The organism is Desulfobacter postgatei 2ac9 (genome assembly GCF_000233695.2).
Lineage (GTDB): Bacteria > Desulfobacterota > Desulfobacteria > Desulfobacterales > Desulfobacteraceae > Desulfobacter > Desulfobacter postgatei.
This window is the reverse complement of the sequence record NZ_CM001488.1, coordinates 3,662,584-3,686,386: the sequence shown is the minus strand read 5'-3', so window position 1 is coordinate 3,686,386 and position 23,803 is coordinate 3,662,584. Positions and strand designations below refer to the sequence as shown.

The following is a 23,803-nucleotide window of genomic DNA, read 5'->3' as shown; positions in this document are numbered from 1 at the left end:
ATTCTATTTGTATCGGAGAAGCCAATGGCCCATGCCATCCTCATTGTTGATGATGATATAGCAATTAAAGAATCTGTAGAAGAATTTTTAAGCCTTATGGACTATGAGGTCAAAAGTGCTGACAGTGCATTCCAGGCCGTTGATATTCTGAAAACGTTTAAACCCGATATTGTTTTGACCGATATTATGATGCAGGGAATGGACGGACTTGAACTAACCCGGCTGATCAGGGATCAGTACGATATTGATGTCATGGTCATGACCGGCTATTCTGCTGATTATTCCTATGAGGAGGCCATTAATGCCGGAGCTAGTGATTTCATCTTCAAGCCGTTCCGCTTTGAAGAACTGAACTTAAGAATCAAACGAATGCTCAGGGAAGCTGCATTTAAAAGGGAAAGAGATAAGCTTCTAAAAGATATGAAGCAGCTGGCCATAACCGACGGGTTAACAGGCCTGTTCAATTCCCGACAGTTTTTTCATCAGATCAAGCAGGAGGTCGAACGTTCTCAGCGCTATTCCCGGAATTTATCACTGCTTATGCTGGATATCGATTTTTTTAAAAAATACAACGATACCTGGGGACATTTAGAAGGAGATAAAGTGCTGATGAGCATGGGCATGATCATCTCTTCCTGTCTGCGCAGCATGGACTCCGCCTACCGCTACGGGGGTGAGGAATTTGCCGTGATTTTACCGGAAACAGAGTTGAATGAAGCCTGTCTGGTGGGCAGCCGCATTAAAGACAATGTGCAAAAAGCGGTCTTCATACCGAAACACGGTGTGAAGACATCAGTAACCGTAAGCATCGGGGCAGCACAGATTGTCAAGGGTGAAGACCTTACCTCATTTATCAAACGCACAGATAACGCATTATACCTTTCCAAGAAAAACGGCCGCAACCAGTTAACCGTAGCCCGTTAATTTCGTCTTCTAAAAATTAATAATCCATGATAAAATTTTAATTTATTCAAAAAAGAAGAAAAGGGCGTAAATAAAGCAGGGCACATTCACAGGTGATCCTGTTATTTTTTCTAAATTTAATTTAAAAAGAATGAGGTACACATGAAAAAAATTCTATTGGTCGTAATGGGGTTGTTTTTACTGTACGGTAATTCTCATGCCGATAGCTCTCTATCTCATGAGGAAATCCAAGAACTTGTTACTGAAATTTATGTAGCAACGTTTGAGAGGGCGCCAGCCTTAAGCGGTTTAGAGTACTGGACCAATGCCGTTGAAACCGGGAAATTTACAATTGAGAATGTGGCACAATCTTTTTTTGACCAACCGGAAACCCAGGCAAAATTTCCAGAAGGATCCAGCAATAGCACATTCATTACGACCGTTTATAACAATACATTAAGCCGTGATCCAGCGCAAGCAGGGCTTGCCTATTGGGTAGATGGGCTGGACCGCGGTCTGTTTAGGCGCGACCAGGCTATCATGACGATCATTAATGGTGCAAAAGCTCAAACCGGCAGTGCAACAGATGCCGCTATGTTGGCCAAAAAGACCGAAATCGGCCTTTTGTTTGCGAAATCCAAAATCGGAGATTTAAGTAGGTGGACAAATATAATTCCTGTATAATCTTGCTTTGCAACAAATCATTGTTTTTTAAATTTGCATAGCAAGGATATCAGATGAGACGTACGGGTAAAAAATTTATTTCTCCAATTGAGCCGTTGGCATTAAAATGGCTGTCACTTATTGAATTTTCGGATGAAGAGTCAAACCGTACTAAACTCAGGGCTCAAGCAATCCGATTGAGCAACTCTGGGTATAGTATCAGTCAGATTTCACAAATATGTTTGACCACTCAGGAAACAGTTTCGAAGTGGATTGATGGATGGGAAAAATATCAATTTGACTCTTTAATTGATAAACCACGTTCTGGAAGAACGCCGCTGATCCATAGTGAGATGCATGATGAAGTTATTGATATTGTGAAGAAAAATCCAAGACAACTTAAAAGTGCCATTACTGAAATACAGGAAAAGTTTGGTAAAAAAGTCAGCGTAAAAACCCTGAAACGGATTATAAAAAAAAACTGACGTTGGTGTCGAGGACGGAAATCTCTCAAAAGCAAACGCAATGAGAACGAGTTCAGGGAAGCGCAAAAGGAAATTGAAATCTTGAAAGATGAAGATCAGGCAAATATCATTGACTTGTATTATTTTGATGAATCTGGCTTTACCGGCGTGCCTGAGATTCCATATGCCTGGCAAGATGAGGATGAGCAGCTTTTGCTTCCGAGTGGAAAAACCTCAAGAATCAATGTGTTGGGATTCTTGAATAAGCAAAATGATTTCTTTCCTTGCGTTTTTGACTGCTCAGTTACTTCAGATATTGTAACCGCCTGCTTTGATGCGTTTTCACGTTACATAACAAAAAGAACCATTGTTGTTCTGGATAATGCTCCAATACATCACAGCGCCATTTTTAAATCTCAAATTGGGACATGGGAAGAAAGAGGCCTTTTTCTATACTTTATCCCCAAATATTCACCGGAGTTGAATCTGATTGAAATTTTATGGAAACATATCAAGTACTTTTGGCTATCAACATCTGCTTATAAAGGATTTGAATTTTTGAAAACTGAGTTGAATAATATATTGGCAAGCGTCGGTAAGGAATTTACAATTTCGTTTTCTTAACCTGGATTTATATTTGTCCATGTACTTAACACCCAATGAAAATTTTATGGAGTGGGCAAAAAACATCATAATGTCTGCGACAGATAGTAATTTTAGCATAGAGGATGCCCAAGCATACATCGCAGCAGCGATTCCGTCTGAACTGGAAACGGACATTGAGAGCTACCTTGCGCTGATCTCTTCTGTAAGTGATATGTCTCCCATGATTGACGAAATTTCAACCCTGCTGGAAGAAATTTTAAATGGCGACTCTTCTGTGGTAACCATCACCCCCCCTATGCAGACTCTGGACATTTCAAATTTGCCCTCTGTCATAAATGTCAGCGCTGATTTCGGTGCCGGATATACCCCTGAAGGAAGCAGTTCAACATATACAGGTCTGGTGCTAATCAATATTACCGATATCGTTATGACTGAAACCGGCCTTTCCGCCAATGCAGCCATCACCGCAACAAATGTCCAGCGGGACAGCCGGCTGATTCTTAACGGAGCCATGACACTCGAAATAAGTCTGGCCGCATCCGGAGAAGACGCGATTATACAGGCAAACCTTAATTTTTCAAATCTTCAATCTGTAGACGTTTCAATGAACGGCAGAATGGAAATCAGCATGCCTTTTAGCGATTCATCCGAACAACCCATTATCCTCACACTTACCAATTTTGAAACCTCGGACATGCAAGCCTCCGGAACGATCATTGTAACGCCTGTCTCCACTGATATTTACGATATGGAATTAGACTTGACGACCCATGAAGGCGATGTCGAAGGAACAGCAAGAATAGATAGCACAACGTCACCTCAAACCATCATATCAACACCCGTCGCTCCCATCACCGTAGGCGAGTATAGAGTTCTTTTCAATGATATAGTAATGGATCAGGAGGTTTGTACGGATACCGCCGCAGGCGGTACTATTGTCATCACAGGGGATTCTGAAACAAAAACCATCACCTTTGACAACTGTGCATACACAGTAAAATAGATAGGTCAAGAATGGATGGTATCCAGGGATATCATCCATTCCATTCATCATCTTTTGCCCAAAGACAGAAATCAGAATACGGAAAAAGGCGATTTCAACGCTTGAATTTCTTCGAGCAGATCGCTTTGCATGATCAGATAGGGTAACACAATGCCGGTCTCTTCTGTGCCGTCACAACTGTCTACATGGGGGGCATCAGGTACGATTTGGAATCCCATAGCCAGCAATTGATAAACGAAAACCGGATTCGAAAATGGACTCACTTCCGTTGGGACATATGCCAGACGCCCTTCCGGGCTGTTACGAGCATACTCCACCATTTCCTGAGCACTCATTCTGACATTCTTAATACAAAGACCTGCATACACCTCAAACAAGGTGGTCCAATAGTCGGAACAGCCAGCCCCCCCTTCAAATCCATCATCAATCAAATAGATATAGCGATCCCACAGTTGGCCTGAGTGCTCAAGTACAAATTGATAAGGAAGATTTGTTGCCAAGTCGTTTTCCAATCTTGAAAAGAGTAAATCTTCATGGGTGCGCACCTGCTCATATGCAGTATTGATAAACCGCATTGCCCAACGATTCTCCATCATACGTTTATCGTGAATACGTTGAGTCTCTGGGTGGCGAAGGATTCCAAAATCAGATCCCAGGCAGATTAACGATAAGCGGCCACCGCCTTCCAGCGAATATAGATTGAGTTCAATTGCATACGCCAGCCCTTTTGAATCTTTTCCCATATACACCATAACATGGTTAAAAGGCCCTGGAATTACATAATTGATATTTTCACGGTCCACGGGGTCATCAATTTGATTAATATGGTCACCTGTAAAAATCAGATCCCATCTTCGCAAAGGTAAAAAGACTGTTTTATCATTTAAAGCGTAATTAGCCGGAAAATAATAGGTCTGATCCTTGAGTTCATACAGATTTATGTTCTCATTTGTCGATGTTGAATTTTGTAGCGTTACTGCATAGGAAGGTGTGATGAATATCGTTAACACAAGGAGCAAGAGCAAACAAATTCTGGAAATTGTCAGCATACCATATTTCTCAAAATTAATTTTGAATACGCAAACTTAGATCCACAGATACCGCCTGATGGGTGAGTGCGCCGCAGGAAATAATATCCACACCGGTTCCGGCAATGGCATTTAACGTCTTCAAACTGACATTACCCGAGGCTTCCACCATCGCCCGCTTTCCAATCAGCGTCACGGCTTTGGTCATGGCATCAATGTCCATATTGTCCAGCATAATAACATCAGCCCTTGCATCAAGGGCCTGCTGCACCTGGTCCATATCCGAAACCTCCACTTCCACCTTCATCAGATGGCAAGCCCTGGCCCGGACAAGAGAAACGGCCGCCGCAATGGAGCCTGCAGCCGCAATATGGTTGTCCTTGATCAGAATTCCGTCATAAAGGGCAAATCTGTGATTAGATCCCCCCCCTGCCCGGACAGCATCTTTTTCTATTTTTCGCCAGCCTGGTGTTGTTTTTCTTGTGTCCACCAGCCTGACTTTTGGATTATCCAGGGTCTTGACAAATTTTCGTGTCAGGGTCGCGATACCGGAAAGCCGCTGCAGAAAATTTAAAGCCACACGTTCAGCTGTCAGAATAGAGCGGATATCACCAGTGATGCTAAATATGACCTCATCTTTTTTAATGGTGTCCGAATCATTAAAATGATTTTTACACTTCATTGATGGATCTACAAAATGGAATACTTTTTTTGCCACATCGGTTCCTGCCAGGATAAAATCCTGTTTGGCTACAATAATGGCGGTTTTTTCCTGGGGATGAAGGAAAATACTTTCCGTGGTCACATCCCCAAGACCGGTATCTTCAAAAAGCGCCAGCCGGATGATCTGTTCTGTGATATCCATATGTATACGTTTTTAATCCTGTTTCAGACTCTTAACCCGATCCAGATTCACCGTAATTTTATCCTGCTTTTCTTTAAGTTCTTCATGTTGTGCCTTGACCTTTTCAATAACATCTTCCGGGGCTTTTTCAAGGAAGCTGTCATTGTTCAGTCGTTTCTGGATATTGTTCAACTCTTTGGTGTTTTTCTCCAGCTCCTTTTCAAGACGACTGATTTCCTTGTCAAAATCAATTACACCGTCCAGGCAGACATAGCAGGTGGTGGCCCCTGAAACTGTGGTGGCGGAAGATTCAGGCGGATTCTCTGCGTCACAGAAAGAGAGATTCTCAAGGGTGGCGAGATTGATAATGACAGATTTGTTTTCGGCAATCAGCAGTTTTTCTGAGCTTTCTGCCGTAGTGGCCAGGACCTTAACCCTGGTGGATGGCTGGATGTTCATCTCAGATCTGACATTTCGGATACCTGAAATCAAAGAGAACATAAATTCCATCTCTTTTTCACAGTCCGGATCTTTAAATTTTTTAAACTCATCCTCATTATAGGGAAACGTGGCCTTCATCACAGAACCTTTTGTGCCCGGAAGGATATTGTAAATTTCTTCGGTAACAAATGGCATGAAAGGATGCAGCATGATGACAATATCTTCAAGCACTTTTGCCAGAACACCACGGGCAGCGTCACGCCGGTCTGCCCCTAACTTTTCATACAGGGCGGGCTTGGCAGCCTCAAGGTACCAGTCGCAGAATTCATGCCATACAAACTGATAAACGGCAGAAGCGGCTTCATTGAACCGGTATTCGTCAATTCCCTGTTTAACGGCCAAAGAGGTTTCAGTACACCTGGACAAAATCCAGCGATCCGTCAGGCTCAGGGCAAGATTGTCAGTCAATGCGTTTTTTTCCGTAATATGCATCAGGGTAAATCTGGCCGCATTCCATAACTTGTTGACAAAATTTCTGTACCCTTCGACCCGTGATTCGGACATTTTAACGTCCCGCCCCTGGGCGGCAAAAGCAGCCAGGGTAAACCTGAACGCATCTGCGCCGTATTCATCAATCACCTTGAGCGGATCAATAACATTCCCCTTGGACTTGGACATTTTCTTGCCGTGTTCATCTCTGACCAGGGCGTGGATATAAACATCCTTGAACGGGACTTCATCGTCCATGAAATGAATGCCCATCATCATCATCCTGGCAACCCAGAAAAACAGAATGTCAAATCCTGTAACCAGAACATTGGTCGGATAAAAGGTTTGCAAAAGGTTGGTTTTTTCAGGCCAGCCCATCGTGGAAAATGGCCAGAGGGCTGAAGAAAACCAGGTGTCAAGGACATCAGTTTCCTGAACAATATTTTGGGAACCGCATTTGGGGCAGGAATCAGGATCTGTCTCTTCAACAATAACGGCCTTGCAATCCGGGCATTTCCATACGGGGATCCGGTGACCCCACCAGATCTGACGGGATATGCACCAGTCCCTGATATTATCCATCCACTCAAAATAGGTTTTGGACCAGTTGTCAGGAATAATCCTGGTTCTGCCGTCACGTACGGCCTGGGCTGCCTTTGCAGCCAGGGGCCCTACCTTGACAAACCATTGTTTGGAAATGGAAGGCTCCACATCGGTGTGGCAGCGGTAGCAATTGCCCACGCTGTGTTTCAATGGTTCTTTTTTCTCAAGAAGACCCAACTCCTCAAGCGCTTTAACAGCTTTTTTGCGGCATTCAAACCGGTCAAGACCCGCAAACCGTCCTGCCCCTTCGAGCATTGCACCGGCATCATCAATCACTTTTAATTTTTTCAGGCCGTGTTTTTCACCCAGATGAAAATCATTGGGATCATGAGCAGGGGTGACTTTCAGGGCGCCGGTACCAAACTGGGTATCCACATATTCATCCCGGATAATGGGAATTAGGCGATCTGTCAGGGGCAGCTGAACTTCTGTTTCTTCAAGGTTCTTGAAGCGTTCATCTTCAGGGTTGACTGCCACAGCCATATCCCCAAAAAGGGTTTCAGGCCGGGTCGTCGCAACGGTCAGCCCTTTTTTCTGGCTGCCTCTGAACGGATAGCGGATATAATAGAGGTAACCGTCCTTTTCTGCGTATTCAACCTCAAGGTCTGCGAGAGCGGTCTTGCATCTGGGACACCAGTTAATAATATACTGGTCTTCATAAATCAGGCCCTCCTTGTACAGACGGACAAACACTTTACGTACAGCCTCGGAAAGTCCTTCGTCCATGGTGAAGCGTTCCCGGTCCCAGTCACAGGATGCACCAAGACGCTTGAGCTGGTTGATGATGGCACCACCTGATTTTTCCCGCCATTTCCAGACTTCCTCAATAAAGGCTTCCCGACCGACTTGATCACGGTTTTTGCCTTCGGCCGCCAGTTTACGCTCCACCACATTCTGGGTGGCAATTCCGGCGTGATCAGTTCCCGGCATCCAAAGCACATTCTGCCCCAAAAGCCTTCTGTATCTGCACATGATATCCTGGATCACGTTATTTAGGGCATGCCCCATGTGAAGCACGCCAGTGACGTTGGGCGGTGGAATAACAATTGAAAAGGGGATTCTGTCACTTTTGTCTTCAGCTCTAAAAAAACCGTTTTCAAGCCAAAATGAATACCATTTCTCTTCAATCTCTTTCGGTGAATATCCTTTGTCCAGGGAATCCGAACACATAATTCAACTCCTCAAACCCTTTTAATGTGACAGCCTCATATAATAAGGGGCTGTGTAAAATTTTGTCGTGAACCGCCAAGCGTTTTACAAAACAAGGCAGCCCAAGGCTATTTAATCAAAAAAGGGGATTGAATCAATCCCCGTCACGTTAATAAAAACTTTTAAAAATTAAGTCAATCGTTTAATCAGACCTAACCAATATCATCCAGGTCTTTCTTAAGTCCGGCTTTAATCTCTTCTATTTCACGTTTGATAACCTTTTCCATCACTTCAAAAAGGATTTTTTCAATGGTTGCAGAAAATTTTTTCTCTATAAGTTTTTCAAGGAGAGCTTCTATATCGATCCGGTCCAGTAATGGCATGATATTTTCACCCTCTTTTAAGGGTAAAACAACATCATCAGAAAGCAACGCTTCCGGAGCCGAAGCTTCCTGGGTCAGTTCAATTATTTCCTGGTCTTCTGGGGATGATTCTTCGCTGACGACGTCGATCAGTTCAATGACATCATCATCATCATCATAATCTTGAACCATAAAATCCTCATATTGTCCTGATGTTAAAGCGTTAGATTTTATATTTATGAGACTAAAAATTTATCAGAGCAAATAAAAAGTGTCAACAATTTATTCTTTTTTCAAATAGTTGAGCAATCTTGCGTATGTCACTATCAAAAAAAATCGGGCTAATCATATAAAATGCTTTGATTCATATGAAAAAAAGAAGAATTCTGATTCATTTCAACACAGCGACCATCTATGGTTTACTTGTTCTTCCAGTAGTGGCCGGATCAAAATCCCCGGATTTTTCTGATGTGCTCGTAAGCGGCCTGGATTTCAGTGAATTTATCCGTGGCAAACTTGACAAATTCTTCGGGCAGTCCCTTGGCCTGAATTTTATCCGGGTGATACTCCTGGACCAGGGTCCGGTATTTCTTTTTGATCTCCTCATTGCTTGCATTTTCATCGCATTGAAGAACAGCATAATAGGGATCTGATTTTTTCACATACCTGGATTTAAGCCGGTTATAATCCAGCTGCGAAAAGTTGAAAATCCGTGAAGCTAACAACAGCATCTGCTCCTCGACATCAGAAATATTTCCGTCAGCCGAAGAGACCCTGAGCAGCACATCCATCATCAACTCAATGATATTAGACTGGTATTTAAACACCGAATAAAATTGCTCGGCAAATCCCTCAAAGGTCTGGGAAGATGTCACGGCATTTCTGAAAATATTTTTTGCCGTCTCACGGCTTGGTTGATCAAGTTGAAGATCATTGATCATAAATCGTTCAACTGCTTTTATCTCCTCTTCACTGATCCGGCCGTCTGCTTTGCTGATTTTACCCAGCATGGAAAAAGCCGCAGTAAAGAAGAGTAGCTGGGCTTCTTCATTGGAAGACAGGCCCGATCCATTACTACCCGGAATAGAACGTAAATACTCATCTTCTCTTTTGTCCACAAACGCGTGGCCAAAGGCAGCCCCTGCCACAGCACCCAAAGGACCGCCTAAAGCCAGTCCGATGGTGCCGCCAACTATTTTTCCAAGCCAACTCATACAAAAACCTTTGAATTCCCTTACCCCTAATATCAGGTTTAGTCTTGCCACAAAAATAAAGATTATATATAAACACTCAAATCCCCATCGTCAAACCATTAACAGGAAAAAGCAACGCGTGCTGATTAAAAACATCATGGGAGCAATCATCATCCTTTTGAATATGGCAGGCCTGGGATATCTGTTTTTTCTTGGAATTTCAGAATTTTTTGCAGATCGAGACGCGGATGAGCAAGAGGGTTTCAACAATGTTGAAAAAACCGGAAACAATACAGGCCAACCGATTGTGATTGACGAAGAGATCATTCCCGATGAAGATGATCTCCTAAAGGATATGGACCTTTCCGATCTTGACAGTATAGATCTGAACGATTTTGACTAACATTCATGCGCATTCAACCCACAACAACCAATGAAACTTGAAGATTCCAAAAACGCAGGACTAAAATGGGCACCGCAGGTGTTTCGCCCTCTTGTATCCTGCATCTTGTTTCTTGTTTCTTGCTTCTTGATGGCCGGCTGTGGATCCAAAAATACCGGGGCACCGGTGTACTACCAATCTGATACCGAAGAAAGCGCTCGCTCACCCGTAGGATTTGTCAGTGATACGGTGCTTATGGCCCGGGTAAAATCCAAATTTATGTCCGATGACATGGTGGATGATCATGGAATTCACATAAAGGTCCGCCATGGGGTGGTCTATCTTGATGGATGGGTATCCGATACATACCAGCGCCGCATGGCCGAGGACCTGGTCAGAAGTATTGACGGGGTGGGCCGGGTGGTAAGTCGTCTTCAGATCTCCAATCCCGGCACCGTTTTTATCAATCCGGACATCAGGTGACCTGTTTTGGGGACCAGCGCTTTTTCTTTTTCACCTTCTCTTTTACAGGCGCGCATCTGGTTTCAATCGTGCCGGGGCCAAGGATGGTTTCAATCTCCTGAAAAAAACCGGGACAGGCATCGGACTTATATTCATCCGACAATTTAACCATCACATCCGGGTGTCCTGCATTGATGTGAATGTTGAATAAGGAAACACAATTGCCGGGATACCGCTCAATCACGGGTTTGAGCTGATCAAACACATCAGGTTTATGCTGCTGCGCATCCACCTGAATCACAATACCGGCAGCCCAAAGGGTTTCAGCCTGGGTTGCCGGAACAATTGCTTCACCCAGCAGCTTGACCGTATTCTCTTTCTTTTGGACCTCTGCTTCAACAATGACAACCTGCTCCTGGGACAAAAACGTATGGGTCCTGGCATAAAGAGTTGGAAACACCACAAGCTCCACGGTTGAATACTGGTCCTCAAGGTTGCAAAAGGCCATCAGGTCCCCTTTCTTGGTCTTGTGAATCTTCTGGACCTTGAGATTCCCGCCGATGCGGATCATCTTTTCATCTTCAATATCTTGAAGCGTAACCGTGTTAACATTGGCAAATTTACGTATGATATCCGCATAATCATCCATAGGATGGCCGGTGATGTAAAACCCCAATGCTTCTTTTTCCAACTTCAGCAATACTTTGCCCTCCCACTCGTCCATGTCAGGCATTCTTGGGATATTGGAGGGGAGGCAAATGCCCACACCTGAATCGGCAAACAGATCCAGCTGGGCATCTGCCTTCTCCTTCTGGATTCTGGAACCATGGTCCAATGCATCCTCAAGCACCGCCATCATCTGGGCGCGTTTGTGGCCGGTGGCGTCCAGGGCGCCGCATTTAATCAGAGCCTCAAGCACTTTTTTATTGGCCTTGCTCAGGTTTACCCGTTCGCAGAAATTATAAAGGCTAGTATATTCGCCTTCCTTTTCACGATTTTCCACAATAGATTCAATGGCCGCTTCTCCCACGCCTTTAATAGCAGCCAGACCAAAGCGGATACAATCATTATCCACATTGAAAAAGGCGTCACTCTGGTTGACATCCGGGGGCAGGACCTTGATGTTATGGGCTTTGCATTCATCCATGTACTTGAGTACCGCATCTGAGTTGCTGCGTTCAGACGTCATCAGGGCGGCGATGAACTCAACGGGGAAATGGGCTTTAAGAAAAGCGGTCTGAAATGCAATCAGGGCATAGGCTGCTGAATGGGACTTGTTAAAGCCGTAGCCTCCGAATTTCTCCATCAGGTTAAAAAGATCTTCAGTCTTTTGGGGATCATGGCCGTTTTCCTGGGCACCCTTAACAAAAAGGGTCCGGTGCTCCTCCATCATGGCGGCAATCTTTTTTCCCATGGCTTTTCGAAGCCCGTCTGCCTGAGCCATGCTGTAATTGGCAAGGACGCCGGCAATTTTCATGACCTGCTCCTGGTACAGGATCACCCCGTAAGTTTCTTCAAGTATAGGCTCTAATTCGGGAAACAGGTATACCACAGGTTCCCGGCCATGCTTTCGTTCAACATAGTTGTCCGCCATCCCCGAATCCAAAGGACCCGGCCGGTAAAGGGCAACAAGGGCAACAATGTCTGAAAAACTGGCCGGTTTCAGGCGGGAGATCAGCTCCTTCATGCCGGAACTTTCAAGCTGGAATACCCCGGTGGTATCGGCATTTTGCAAAAGCTCAAAAGTTTTTTGATCTGAATAATCAAGGTGCAGCAGATCCGGCGGCGTTTTTCCCTGTTTTTCGATCAAAGCAATACAGTTTTTAATAACAGTCAGATTGCGAAGCCCAAGGAAATCAAACTTTACAAGACCCTGTTTTTCAGTGAAGTTCATGTCAAACTGGGTAATGGTTTCACCGTCTTTACCCTTGAATAACGGCAAATATTCGCACAGGGGTTTGTCAGAAACCACAACACCTGCGGCATGGGTGGATGCATGCCGCGGCAACCCTTCGAGCAGCATGGCAACCTCGAGCATCTGGGTTTTGGCCTCTGTTTCCCGGCATTTATCCCGAATGGCCGGGACCTCATCCAATGCCTTTTTTAGATTTTTGGCGGTGTCGGGTATCATCTTGGCGACTTCGTCCACTTCGGAAAGAGGGACACCCAGCGCCCTTCCCACATCCCGAATGACGGCCTTGGCTTTCAATTTTCCAAAGGTGATGATCTGGCACACATATTCCGGCCCGCCGTAACGCTGAACCGTATAATCATAGACCTGCTCTCTGCCCTCAATGCAGAAATCCACGTCAATATCAGGCATGGAGATACGCGCCGGGTTTAAAAACCGTTCAAAAATCAACCCGTGCTCAATGGGATCAAGTGCTGTAATCCCCATGGCATAAGCCACCATGGATCCAGCCGCAGAGCCCCTGCCCGGCCCCACCGGCACCCCGATTTTTCGTGCATGGCTGATAAAGTCGGCCACAATGAGAAAATAACCGGGGAACCCCATTTTAAGGATAATATCAATCTCGTATTTAATCCGATCCCTGTAAACCCGTTCATCGATGTCGGGACGTTTTTTCTTGATTTTGGCAAGGCGTTCTTCAAAGCCTTCCATGGCAAGCTTTTTAAACAGTTCATCTTCGGATAGTCCGTCGCCAAGGTCATACCGGGGAAAATGATAGGTTTTCTTGCCGAAATCCACCTCGCACATATCCGCGATCAGCTTTGTATTGGCAATGGCATCGGGAAAATGCCCAAGGGAATCGGCCATCTCCTGCCTGGATTTGAAGTAAAGCTGGTCCGAATCAAATTTAAACCGGTCGACATTGTCAAAGGTATCGCCGGTCTGAATGCACAAAAGGATTTCATGGGCTTTGGCATCGCCCCTGGAAAGGTAATGGCAGTCATTGGTGGCCACCATGGGAATGGAAAGACGTTTGCTCATATCAAGCAGACCGTTATTCAGACGGCGCTGGATATCCATCCCGTTTTCCTGAACTTCAAGAAAAAAGTTTCCCTCACCCAACGTATCAAGATAAAACCGTGCCAGTTCATCTGCTTTGGCCTGATTCCCTGCCAGAATAGCCTGGGGAATATCCCCTTTCAGGCAGGCGGAAAGCCCCACAAGCCCCTTGGCATGTTCGGCCAAAAGCGTCTTGTCGATCCTGGGCTTAAAATAAAAACCCTTGAGCTGGGCCACGGAAACCAGCTTGCAAAGATTGGTGTATCCCTCCCGATCCTTAGCCAAAAGAATCAAATGGCTTAACCCTTTTCTATCCAGCTGGGTCCGGTCATTTAAAGTTCTGGGCGCCACATAGACTTCGCAGCCTATTATGGGTTTGATACCTGCTTTTTGGGCTTTTTCATAAAACTCGGCCACACCGAACATGGTTCCATGGTCTGTAATGGACACGGCATCCATGCCATAGTCCGAACATCTTTTCATCAGGTCGTTTAGCCGAATGGCCCCGTCAAGCAAGGAGTACTCGGAGTGAAGGTGCAGATGATAAAACGGTATATCCTGATTGTTGGTCATAGGACTTTAATTGCTTTCTACTCTATAATTGGGTGCTTCCTTGGTGATGACAACATCATGCACATGGCTCTCCTTTAATCCGGCTGCAGTGATCCGGACAAACTTTGCCTTGCTGTGCAATTCTTCAATCGTGGCTGCGCCAAGATAGCCCATGCCGGCCTTAAGCCCGCCGATCATCTGGACAATATTCTCGCGGATGGTTCCCCGGTAGGGAATCCGGCCCACGATGCCTTCGGGAACCAACTCCTCATTTTCACCGGTATCTTTCTGATAATATCTGTCGGAACTACCCTTTTTCATGGCTTCCACAGACCCCATGCCGCGATAGGCTTTATACGAACGCCCCTGGTAAATGACGATTTCGCCGGGGCTTTCTTTGGTGCCGGCCAGAAGGCTGCCCAACATAACGGAATGCGCCCCGGCCCCCAAGGCTTTGGAAACATCTCCGGAAAACTTTATCCCGCCGTCGGCAATCAGGGGCACGCCGGTTTTCTTTGAGATCTCGGCGCAGTTCATCACAGCGGAGAGCTGGGGTACGCCAACACCTGCAACAATACGGGTGGTGCATATGGAACCGGGGCCAATACCGATTTTAACGGCATCAACACCTGCGTCAATCAATGCCTTTGCCCCGGCTTCCGTGGCCACATTACCGGCAATGAGCTGGCAGTCGGGAAATGCTGCCTTGATACGCTGAACCGCAGTGATCACATTTTGAGAATGCCCATGGGAGGTATCGATGACCAGGGCATCTGCCCCGGCATTCAGAAGTGCGTCCACACGGTCCATCATATCAGAGCCCACACCAATGGCGGCACCGGCTCTCAGACGTCCCAGGGAATCCTTGCAGGCATTGGGATATTTTCTTATCTTTTCAATATCCTTAATGGTGATCAATCCTTTGAGTTTACCCTGGGGATCCACCACCAGAAGTTTTTCAATCCTGTGTTTATGCAGCATGATTTTGGATTCTTCCAGGGTACATTTTTCAGGCACGGTCACCAGATTTTCACTGGTCATAACCTCCCTGGCCGGTTTATCCAACTGGGTTTCAAAACGAAGATCCCTGTTGGTCACGATGCCAACCAGCTTATCGCCTTCAATCACCGGGATACCTGAAATCCGATATTTGGCCATAATGCTTAGCACTTCGGAGATCGTGGCATCGGGATGGACTGTTACAGGGTCAACAATCATGCCGCTTTCGCTTTTTTTAACCCGATCCACTTCCACCACCTGCTCTGCAATACTCAGGTTTCTGTGAATAAACCCCAGGCCGCCGGCCCGGGCCATGCTGATGGCGGTATCTGATTCGGTCACCGTATCCATGGCTGCACTGACAATGGGAATATTAAGCTCAAGCGCCTTGGTCAGACGGGTGCGTGTGGACACTTCGTCAGGCAGGATGGCTGAATAATCGGGAAGCAGAAGCACATCATCAAAAGAGAGCCCCTGTTCTGGTAATACATTGGACATAAAAAAAACCTCCGGAAAGGAAAGATGTTTATTTATGCTTTAAAGGCTGGCCGTCACGTACAAAAGGTAAGTGAAAGGGCCAGCCAATAATTATTCAAAGCAAAGTATATAAACAGGTTCTTTTACCAAAACCATGAACTTTTTACAAGGTCCTTCCCCGGGAAATATCCATAAAGGGCCTTCTAATTTATTTGTTTCATCAGTGATTATCTGATATAGCACCGTGAGGTAAATTCGACCACTTTAATTCAACATGGGACAATGTCAGAGATGTCCTAATATTTCCATTAACGAGGATTAGGCGATGGGAAAAAAAATTGGCGTAGTAACAGGCGGAGGAGACTGCCCCGGACTTAATGCGGTAATCCGGGCCATTGTAAAAGCCGGCGACATGCAGGGGTTTACGACCATAGGTATTCGGGGCGGTTTTGACGGACTTTTGACACCGGTTCAGGCGGCCCCCCTCAGCGTTCGGGATATGGACGGACTTCTTATACGCGGCGGCACAATTCTGGGCACTGCAAATTCCGGCAAATTCTCATCAAAAACAGGCCAGGGTGAAACACGAAAGATACCAGAAAATCTTATGACCCAGGTACGACAGACTATAGAAGCGTTAGGCCTGAACGCACTTGTGGTTATCGGCGGTGACGGCACGCTGACAACAGCCCTGCAGATGCATGAATCAGGGCTGCCTGTCATCGGTGTCCCCAAGACCATAGATAATGACCTGGATGCGACCCAGCAGACCTTTGGATTTGACACAGCCGTGGCCTGTGCCGTGGATGCCCTTGACCGGCTGCATTCAACAGCCCAGAGCCATAACCGGGTCATGGTGCTTGAGGTCATGGGCCGGTATGCCGGCTGGATTGCCGCCTATGCCGGGCTTGCCGGAGGGGCGGATGTTATTCTGATTCCTGAAATAAAATTTAATATGCCGTCGATTGAGAAAAAAATCAGGGCCCGGGAAGCCACAGGCAAATTATTCACCATTGTTATTGTGGCCGAAGGTGCAAAACTTGACGACAGCATGGTGGTGTCCGACAATGATGAAACAGACAGAGAAGTCCGTCTTGGCGGCATTGGGTATGCAATTGCCGAAAAAATTCAGGAAAAAACCGGCAAAGAGAGCCGATGCGTGGTCCTTGGTCATCTCCAGCGCGGGGGCCAGCCAACCCACTGGGACAGGCAGTTATGCACCCGGTTCGGGGTTCAGGCGGTGCATATGGCAGCCAGCAGAAATTTTGGCAAAATGGTAGCACTTAAGCCCAGCGGAATGATGGGAAGCGTAAATTTAAAAGATGCCGTAAACAGAATACGCAGCGTTGATCCCGACGGAGAGTTGATCCTGACTGCCAGAACCCTTGGCATCTGCTTTGGTGATGAAATTTAGATATTCCGCATTCCAGGAGAGCCCCTATGTTATATAATGTTAATCCCCATACGCCCCAGGCACGAATTATATCCATGGCTGTAGAAAGTCTCAAGAAAGGCGGTATTATCGCCTATCCCACAGACACCTTTTACGGTATCGGCTGTGATATCATGAACAAAAAGGCAATTGAAAAAATATACCAGATCAAACAACGGGATAAAACTAAGCCTTTCAGCTTCATCTGCCCGGATCTGAAAAATATTGCCGAGTATGCCAAGGTCTCCAATATAGCCTATCGCCACATGAAACGTTTGCTGCCGGGTCCTTATACCTTTATTCTGACCGGATCAAAGATGGTGCCCAAAATTATGCTGACAAAAAGAAAAACCGCAGGCATCAGAGTGCCGGCCAATCAAATCGCCATCAACCTTGCCCTGGAACTGGGAAACCCCATTATTTCAACCTCGGCCACAGACCCTGACGGCCAAGTGTTTGAAAATGCATCTCTGCTCCATGATTATTTCGACGCAAGGATAGACATGGTTCTGGATGGCGGTCCTGTGCCGAACATCCCCTCTTCCGTAATCTCCTTGGTTGAGGACGAACCAGAGGTAATCAGGCACGGTGCAGGCGAGGTTGATATTTTTGAGTAGATTCGTTCTTAGTTGAAAACATACCTGCAGGATTTGGACAGCTTGCTGCCCCAATTAACATCCTGAAACAGGGTTTCGGCCAGTCTTCTGAACAGCGTTATTTTATCCTCTTTGGGATAAACAGGGGTCAGTTCCCCTTCAATGCCGGCCATCTGTCCGGCCCACTGCACAGCATCATCCATGTTGCCGATACGATCAACAAGCTTAAGTTTCATGGCGGTCTGTCCGGTATAAACCCTGCCGTCAGCCAGTTTGGCCATGGCATCGGTTTCCATATTCCTGGCTGCAGCCGCATCGGATACGAACTGAGCATGCAGTTCATCCACAAGATTTTGAAACAGCTGTTTTTCACTCTCTTTAAGCTCTCTCGTGGGGGATCCCATGTCCTTATATTCACCGCTTTTTATTACCACAGGAGAGATCCCGATTTTTTTAGCAATCTGTTCAAGATTGGCATACTCCATGATTACGCCGATGGAACCCGTGATGGTGCCGGAATTTGCAACAATACCCTGGGTTGCGCATGCAATATAATACCCTCCTGAGGCGGCAACAGAACCCATGGAGGCAATCACGGTTTTTGCATCACGGGTCTTCAAAAGTTCCCGGTAAATTTCCTGGGAAGGCCCGATTCCACCGCCGGGACTGTCAACCCTTAAAATAATCGCCTTAATGGTGTCATCATCCTTGAAACCTTGAATATCTTTAATAATTTTTTTTGAAGATATAATAGGCCCCGTCACCTCAACCACGCCGATATTACCCCGGGATGAGGCCATGGCACCGCTGATCTCACTGTTCACGGCAATAGCACCCAGAACGGCAACACCGGAGAGAGCAAGCAACCCTAAGGTAAAGCAGCCACAGATAACACAAAGAAAAAACAAAAAAGGATGGCGTCTGGCAAACATAAGGGATTCTTCCTTAATTTTGATTGGAACTGAAAAGGCCGGATGTCCCTGTTTAGAGGATCTGTCCGGCCTTCAAAACTTAAAAAATTGCAATCCTGCTACTGCCTGTTAGACAGGGATTACTCGTTTTCTTTTTTCTCCGCTTCCAGTTTTTCCTGAATGTTGCTTCTCAGCATCTCTCCAAATGCGGATGCGGCAGGTTTGGAACTTTTTGCAATTTCTTCAAGATATCTGTTGTCATCATCATCTTCGTTCAGGCGTTTGATGGACAGGCCGATCCGTCTTTCATCGGAATTGATATTCATTACCTTGGCCGTAATGGTTTCGCCAATCTGATAATGATCTTTGGGGCTCTTGATATTTTCCTTGCTGATTTCAGATACATGAACCAGCCCTTCAATGCCTTCTTCAAGCTCTACAAACACACCGAAATCGGTGAGGTTGGTGATGACGCCGGAAATTTCCTTGCCCACGTCATAACGTTCGGCAACGGTTTCCCATGGATCTACCTGGGTCTGCTTAATGCCCAAAGAGAATCTTTCATTGGCCTTGTCAATATCAAGTACAACTGCCTGGATGGTATCATTTTTCTTATAAATTTCGGAAGGATGCTTGATCCGTTTGGTCCAGGATATATCAGAGATGTGAACCAGGCCGTCAATGTCGTCATCAATACCGATAAAAAGACCAAATTCGGTAATGTTCTTTATTTTTCCTTCAATGATCGTGCCCACTGGATATTTCTGGGAAATGACTTCCCAGGGATTCTCGACGGTCTGTTTAATGCCCAGAGAGATTCTACGATTTTCAGGTTTAAGATCCAGAACAACGGCCTCAACCTGTTCGCCCACGGCAACCATCTGGGATGGGTGACGGATTTTGCGGGTCCAGGACATTTCAGAAACATGGATAAGACCTTCGACACCCTCTTCAAGCTCAATGAACGCCCCGTAATCGGTCAGGCTGACAACCCGGCCTTTGATCTTGGAACCAATGGGATATTTATCGGCAGCAGTTGTCCAGGGATCAGGTGTCAACTGTTTCATGCCCAGGGAGACCCGTTCCTTCTCAAAATCAAAGGAGAGAATTTTCACCTTGATATGATCGCCAACGGAGAAGAGTTCAGAGGGATGTTTAACCCGTCCCCACGAAATATCGGTAATATGGAGAAGTCCGTCAACGCCTCCGAGATCAACAAAGACACCGTATTCGGTAATATTTTTGACAATACCTTCCATGACTTTGTCATTTTCAATGGCAGACAGGGTGGCACTGCGCATTTTTTCTCTTTCGTTTTCAAGCAGTACCCGGCGAGACAGAACAATATTGTTCCTTTTCTTGTTGTACTTGAGAATTTTAAAGGTATACGTCTGGCCGACCATTTCATCCATGTTGCGGATGGGCCGAAGGTCTGCCTGGGAGCCCGGCAAAAAGGCCAGCAGTCCGATATCAACGGAGAAACCACCTTTAACCCGACTGGTGATGACACCCTCAATGGTACCGTCTTCGTCGTAGATATCCTTGATGGCGTCCCACACTTTAACCTTTTTGGCTTTGTCACGGGACAGAAGAACAGTCTCCTCTTCTTCATCCCATACTTCAATCATTACCTCAAACTCGTCGCCGACGTTGACGCTGACATTGCCGTCCTCACTAATGAATTCATGAATTGAAATCTGCCCCTCGGATTTGTATCCCACATCCACAAGGACTGTTTCCCTGCCGACGGAGATCACTGTTCCTGTGACAACCTGTCCCTCTTCAAATTTACTGAGGCTGGAATCATAGATATCCAGCAGTTCTTCCATGGTCTCTTCTCCGGTGAGTTCGATTTCGGACTCGTTTACCTCATTTTGGGTCTCTAATTCTTGATTCATGTTTTGGTTTTCTTCAGCAATGTTGTTGTTCATTAATGTTTATCCCCCTAATCGATGATGTTACCCGCCTTTGGATCATAAGGAAAAGATGGCGAAGGCGAATACAATTGGTTCTTATACCAACGAAAAAATGAAAAATCAAGGAATTCCGGAACTTTTTAAACCTTCTTGATGATGCTTTTCATTTTTTCAACGACCTGGGAAACATTTAATGCAGTTGCATCTATGAGGAGAGCATCCGGAGCCTGTTTTAATGGGGATACGGGACGTTGGGTATCATCTGCGTCCCGCTTGATCATATCTTCGAGAATTTTTCCAAATGAAATTCCGGAGGCGTTTGATTCCTCAAATCGTCTCCGGGCACGTACGTTAACATCAGCGGTCAGGAAAAACTTATAGGACGCGTTGGGAAAAACAGCCGTACCCATGTCCCGGCCTTCAAACACGGCATCCCTTTCCGCGGCAATGGATTTCTGAATCCCCAGCAATGCCCTTCGCACCTGGGGGATCGCCGACGTGGCCGAGGCCAGCATACTGATTTCATTGGTGCGGATATATGCGCTGATATCGCGGCCTGATGATGTCAGAACAGGATCCGGTCCGTCCATGACAAAATCAAGATCAAGGCAGGCAAGAAACCGTTCAAGCTGGGCACTGTCTTCCCAGTTGATCTGTTGGCGCTTGATTTCAAACGCAACAGCTCTATACAAAGCACCGGTGTCCACATAAACCCAGCCAAGCTCCCTTGCAAGCGCTTTTGAAACCGTTGTTTTACCGGCACCGGCCGGCCCGTCAATGGTAACAATACGCCTGCCCATTATTTTATTTGCCTGCAACACTGATCAGGGCATCCACGCATATCTTATTTTCCTGGTCCGTGCCGGCATTGATGCGAATAAAGGTGTCATATCCATAGGATGCCAGAGAACGCACCACCACCCCTTTTCGAAGCAGCTTCTCACAGATCTCCCGTGAATTGGTCTTTACATCCATCATAAGGAAATTGGCCTGGGTGGGCAGCACCTCAAAACCGGCTTCCGTGAATTTTTGCGTTAAAAAATCAATGCCCTGGTGGGTGCCGGAGATGGTTTTGGACAGAAAATCGGTATCTTCCAGCGCGGCTTGGGCCGCAACCTGAGCAAGGGCGTTTACATTAAAGGGTTGACGTATCCGGTTTAAAATTTCAGCGACAGCTTTATCCATAACCCCGTAACCAATGCGGAAACCGGCAAGGCCGTATGCTTTGGAAAAGGTTCTTAGGGTGACGATTCTTGGATCCGTCAACGGCACATCCAAAGCATTATAGACCGAATCGTCGCGTACAAATTCGATATACGCTTCATCCACGACTATCAGCACACTGTCCGGCAATTGATCGGCAAACCGTAAAAATTCATCTTTGGTAATCACAGCCCCGGTAGGATTAAAGGGGTTGGTCACAAACACCAGTTTCGTTTTTGGGGTGACCGCCTTGACAAGCCCGTCAAGATTGGTGGAAAAATCCTTGAGGGGGACCATAATCGGAACACCCTTTGCGGTTTTCACACTGATTTCATACATCAGAAAGGAAGGCAGCGGCATCACCGCTTCCTGCCCGGGGTCCAAAAATCCATGGGCAAGCAGCGCAATGATATCGTCGGAACCGTTTCCAATGACCAGATTTTCCATCTGAACATGGTATTTTTCAGCAAGTTTCTGGCATAGTATAAAAGGGACCGGCTCAGGATACCGGTTCATCGCGGACAATTTTGACAAGACAGCCTGGGCCACTTTGGGCGAATACCCGAAAGGGTTTTCATTGGAGGCAAGCTTTACCGCGTTGGAAATACCATACTCGCGTTCTACCTCACTTAATGGTTTGCCGGCCTCATAGGGTTTTATGGCCTTTACGGACTCACTGATTGAAAACGACATGAAAAATGTGCTCCATTGATTTGCAGGTTGGATAAAACAGTAGTAATTAGTTAGGATTTGAATTTTTGTCAATACCTGTGATAGTTGAATCAGCGATTCTAACTATGAAGCGTTTCAGTTTAAAAGATCGCACAAAGACACTAAGACACAAAGATTTTATTTTATGGCCCTTTGTGTCTTTGAGGCTTTGTGCGAGAATAAATTTGGAGATTAATATTGAACAAAAACACACCACGGGTCAAAACCGGATTAGACACCCTTTGCGGCAATCCGCCTGAATATTTGAAAGGCATGCGCTTAGGCCTTCTGGCAAATCCGGCCTCAATCACAAGCCGGTTTGTACATGCAAAGGATGTTCTAAGCAGACTTTTTCCAGGGCGGGTTTGCGCCTTGTTCTCACCCCAGCACGGTTTTTTTGCGGAAAAGCAGGACAATATGATTGAATCGGGTCATTTCAGGGATCCTGATCTGAATATACCGGTATTCAGCCTATATAGTGAAACAAGGGTTCCCACAGCTGATATGTTTGACCCCATCGATACCCTGGTCATTGATATCCAGGATGTGGGGACCCGTGTGTATACCTTTATATATACCATCTCATACTGCCTTGAAACGGCAGCAAAACTCGGCAGGTCCGTAGTGATCCTGGACCGCCCCAACCCTGTTGGCGGCCTGCAGGTAGAGGGCAATATCCTTGAAGAAGCGTGTGCGTCATTTGTTGGGCGATACCCCATTCCCATGCGCCACGGCATGACCATAGGCGAAATTACCGCCTATATCAATACAACCCAAAAGATCGGTTGTGACCTTACCGTGATTCCCATGCAGGGATGGACCCGGGATATGTACTGGCAGGAGACCGGATTAGTCTGGATTCCGCCCTCCCCGAACCTGCCCACCCCGCTTTCCGCCATGGTCTATCCCGGCCAGGTTATCTTTGAAGGCACCAATCTGTCGGAAGGACGGGGGACCACCCTGCCCTTTGAACAATTCGGCGCGCCTTATGTGGATACTAGGACATTGATACAGGCGGTGAAAGACCGTCTTAAAGGCATTGTGCTGCGGCCACTGTGTTTCCAACCCACATCCGGAAAATGGCAGAACCAAACATGCAAAGGGGTTCAAATCCATATCATGGACAGAGATGAATATAAACCTTATCTGTGTTCCCTGATTTTATTACAGGAAATCATGAGAACACACCCCAACGGGTTTCAGTTCAAGGCGCCGCCCTATGAATATGAATTTGAGCGCCTGCCCATGGACCTGATTTTAGGAAGTCGGAACTTGCGGAAAAATATTGAAAAAATGAATGATCCCGTTGAATTGGAAAAAGCCTGGCAGAGACCATTGCAGGAGTTTAGGCAGGAGTCACAAGACTTTTATATATACAAATAAAAAAAGGGTCGTGACTTTCTATCACGGCCCCTTTTTAGCTTTATACTATGGACTGATAAA

The 23,803-nt window shown here is 46.1% G+C and carries 20 protein-coding genes and 1 pseudogene; 10 read left to right on the top strand and 11 right to left on the bottom strand.

Annotated elements, in window-relative coordinates; genetic code table 11:
- The first annotated feature begins 24 nt into the window (after window positions 1–24).
- The 5 genes and pseudogenes from DESPODRAFT_RS17050 (at window position 25) to DESPODRAFT_RS17030 (ending at window position 3,639) form a co-directional block, all read left to right on the top strand.
- On the top strand, window positions 25–924 hold the full coding sequence (locus tag DESPODRAFT_RS17050; protein ID WP_040016067.1) for a GGDEF domain-containing response regulator: 900 nt from the start codon (window positions 25–27) through the stop codon (window positions 922–924).
- Window positions 925–1,065: 141 nt separating this feature from the next.
- Window positions 1,066–1,587 carry a DUF4214 domain-containing protein gene (locus DESPODRAFT_RS17045; protein WP_004075262.1) on the top strand — a complete coding sequence of 174 codons (522 nt, stop codon included), beginning with the start codon at window positions 1,066–1,068 and terminating at the stop codon, window positions 1,585–1,587.
- Between the two features lie 53 nt (window positions 1,588–1,640).
- The gene (locus DESPODRAFT_RS21330) at window positions 1,641–2,051 is read left to right on the top strand and encodes a helix-turn-helix domain-containing protein (protein ID WP_040016066.1); all 411 of its coding nucleotides are present in this window, start codon (window positions 1,641–1,643) and stop codon (window positions 2,049–2,051) included.
- A gap of 21 nt (window positions 2,052–2,072) precedes the next feature.
- Window positions 2,073–2,654: pseudogene (locus DESPODRAFT_RS21325) on the top strand (IS630 family transposase); the annotation flags it as partial.
- A gap of 46 nt (window positions 2,655–2,700) precedes the next feature.
- Entirely contained in the window at window positions 2,701–3,639 is a 939-nt protein-coding gene (locus DESPODRAFT_RS17030; protein ID WP_157488524.1) for a hypothetical protein, read from the top strand.
- A 71-nt stretch (window positions 3,640–3,710) separates the two neighbouring features.
- On the opposite strand, the gene DESPODRAFT_RS17025 is transcribed toward DESPODRAFT_RS17030, so the two are convergent.
- From DESPODRAFT_RS17025 to DESPODRAFT_RS17005, 5 genes are all read right to left on the bottom strand, one after another.
- Window positions 3,711–4,688: a hypothetical protein gene (locus DESPODRAFT_RS17025; protein ID WP_004075253.1), complete on the bottom strand. Its 978-nt coding sequence runs from the start codon at window positions 4,686–4,688 to the stop codon at window positions 3,711–3,713.
- A 16-nt stretch (window positions 4,689–4,704) separates the two neighbouring features.
- The gene (gene nadC / locus DESPODRAFT_RS17020) at window positions 4,705–5,532 is read right to left on the bottom strand and encodes a carboxylating nicotinate-nucleotide diphosphorylase (RefSeq protein ID WP_004075251.1); all 828 of its coding nucleotides are present in this window, start codon (window positions 5,530–5,532) and stop codon (window positions 4,705–4,707) included.
- A 12-nt stretch (window positions 5,533–5,544) separates the two neighbouring features.
- Entirely contained in the window at window positions 5,545–8,214 is a 2,670-nt protein-coding gene (locus DESPODRAFT_RS17015) for a valine--tRNA ligase (RefSeq protein WP_004075249.1), read from the bottom strand.
- A gap of 191 nt (window positions 8,215–8,405) precedes the next feature.
- Window positions 8,406–8,747, bottom strand: coding sequence for a hypothetical protein (locus DESPODRAFT_RS17010; protein WP_004075247.1), 342 nt, complete (start codon window positions 8,745–8,747; stop codon window positions 8,406–8,408).
- Between the two features lie 254 nt (window positions 8,748–9,001).
- On the bottom strand, window positions 9,002–9,769 hold the full coding sequence (locus DESPODRAFT_RS17005; RefSeq protein WP_004075237.1) for a TerB family tellurite resistance protein: 768 nt from the start codon (window positions 9,767–9,769) through the stop codon (window positions 9,002–9,004).
- Window positions 9,770–9,887: 118 nt separating this feature from the next.
- Between DESPODRAFT_RS17005 and DESPODRAFT_RS17000 the strand changes: the two genes are divergently transcribed.
- Complete coding sequence (locus DESPODRAFT_RS17000; protein ID WP_004075235.1) at window positions 9,888–10,151, top strand: hypothetical protein; 264 nt, start codon at window positions 9,888–9,890, stop codon at window positions 10,149–10,151.
- Between the two features lie 165 nt (window positions 10,152–10,316).
- Window positions 10,317–10,613, top strand: a complete 297-nt coding sequence (locus DESPODRAFT_RS16995; RefSeq protein WP_216594023.1) for a BON domain-containing protein — start codon at window positions 10,317–10,319, stop codon at window positions 10,611–10,613.
- Here DESPODRAFT_RS16995 and dnaE read toward each other — a convergent pair.
- Both dnaE and guaB read right to left on the bottom strand, forming a co-directional pair.
- A complete protein-coding gene (gene dnaE / locus DESPODRAFT_RS16990) occupies window positions 10,606–14,136 on the bottom strand; it encodes a DNA polymerase III subunit alpha (protein ID WP_004075231.1) in 3,531 nt (1,176 codons plus the stop codon). The genes DESPODRAFT_RS16995 and dnaE overlap by 8 nt on opposite strands.
- Before the next feature lie 6 nt (window positions 14,137–14,142).
- Window positions 14,143–15,612, bottom strand: coding sequence for an IMP dehydrogenase (gene guaB, locus DESPODRAFT_RS16985; protein ID WP_004075229.1), 1,470 nt, complete (start codon window positions 15,610–15,612; stop codon window positions 14,143–14,145).
- A 304-nt stretch (window positions 15,613–15,916) separates the two neighbouring features.
- Between guaB and DESPODRAFT_RS16980 the strand changes: the two genes are divergently transcribed.
- Both DESPODRAFT_RS16980 and DESPODRAFT_RS16975 read left to right on the top strand, forming a co-directional pair.
- Window positions 15,917–17,005, top strand: a complete 1,089-nt coding sequence (locus DESPODRAFT_RS16980; protein WP_004075227.1) for a 6-phosphofructokinase — start codon at window positions 15,917–15,919, stop codon at window positions 17,003–17,005.
- A 26-nt stretch (window positions 17,006–17,031) separates the two neighbouring features.
- The gene (locus DESPODRAFT_RS16975) at window positions 17,032–17,640 is read left to right on the top strand and encodes an L-threonylcarbamoyladenylate synthase (RefSeq protein WP_004075226.1); all 609 of its coding nucleotides are present in this window, start codon (window positions 17,032–17,034) and stop codon (window positions 17,638–17,640) included.
- 8 nt (window positions 17,641–17,648) lie between these two features.
- On the opposite strand, the gene sppA is transcribed toward DESPODRAFT_RS16975, so the two are convergent.
- The 4 genes from sppA to hisC all read right to left on the bottom strand — a co-directional run bounded on the left by sppA (window position 17,649) and on the right by hisC (window position 22,342).
- The gene (sppA, locus tag DESPODRAFT_RS16970; RefSeq protein ID WP_004075224.1) at window positions 17,649–18,551 is read right to left on the bottom strand and encodes a signal peptide peptidase SppA; all 903 of its coding nucleotides are present in this window, start codon (window positions 18,549–18,551) and stop codon (window positions 17,649–17,651) included.
- A gap of 119 nt (window positions 18,552–18,670) precedes the next feature.
- The gene (locus DESPODRAFT_RS16965; RefSeq protein WP_004075222.1) at window positions 18,671–20,461 is read right to left on the bottom strand and encodes a 30S ribosomal protein S1; all 1,791 of its coding nucleotides are present in this window, start codon (window positions 20,459–20,461) and stop codon (window positions 18,671–18,673) included.
- Window positions 20,462–20,586: 125 nt separating this feature from the next.
- Window positions 20,587–21,246: a (d)CMP kinase gene (cmk, locus tag DESPODRAFT_RS16960; protein ID WP_004075220.1), complete on the bottom strand. Its 660-nt coding sequence runs from the start codon at window positions 21,244–21,246 to the stop codon at window positions 20,587–20,589.
- 4 nt (window positions 21,247–21,250) lie between these two features.
- Complete coding sequence (hisC, locus tag DESPODRAFT_RS16955; RefSeq protein ID WP_004075218.1) at window positions 21,251–22,342, bottom strand: histidinol-phosphate transaminase; 1,092 nt, start codon at window positions 22,340–22,342, stop codon at window positions 21,251–21,253.
- A 216-nt stretch (window positions 22,343–22,558) separates the two neighbouring features.
- Here hisC and DESPODRAFT_RS16950 point away from each other — a divergent pair, with 216 nt between their 5' ends.
- Entirely contained in the window at window positions 22,559–23,743 is a 1,185-nt protein-coding gene (locus tag DESPODRAFT_RS16950; RefSeq protein ID WP_004075216.1) for an exo-beta-N-acetylmuramidase NamZ family protein, read from the top strand.
- Window positions 23,744–23,803 lie beyond the last annotated feature (60 nt).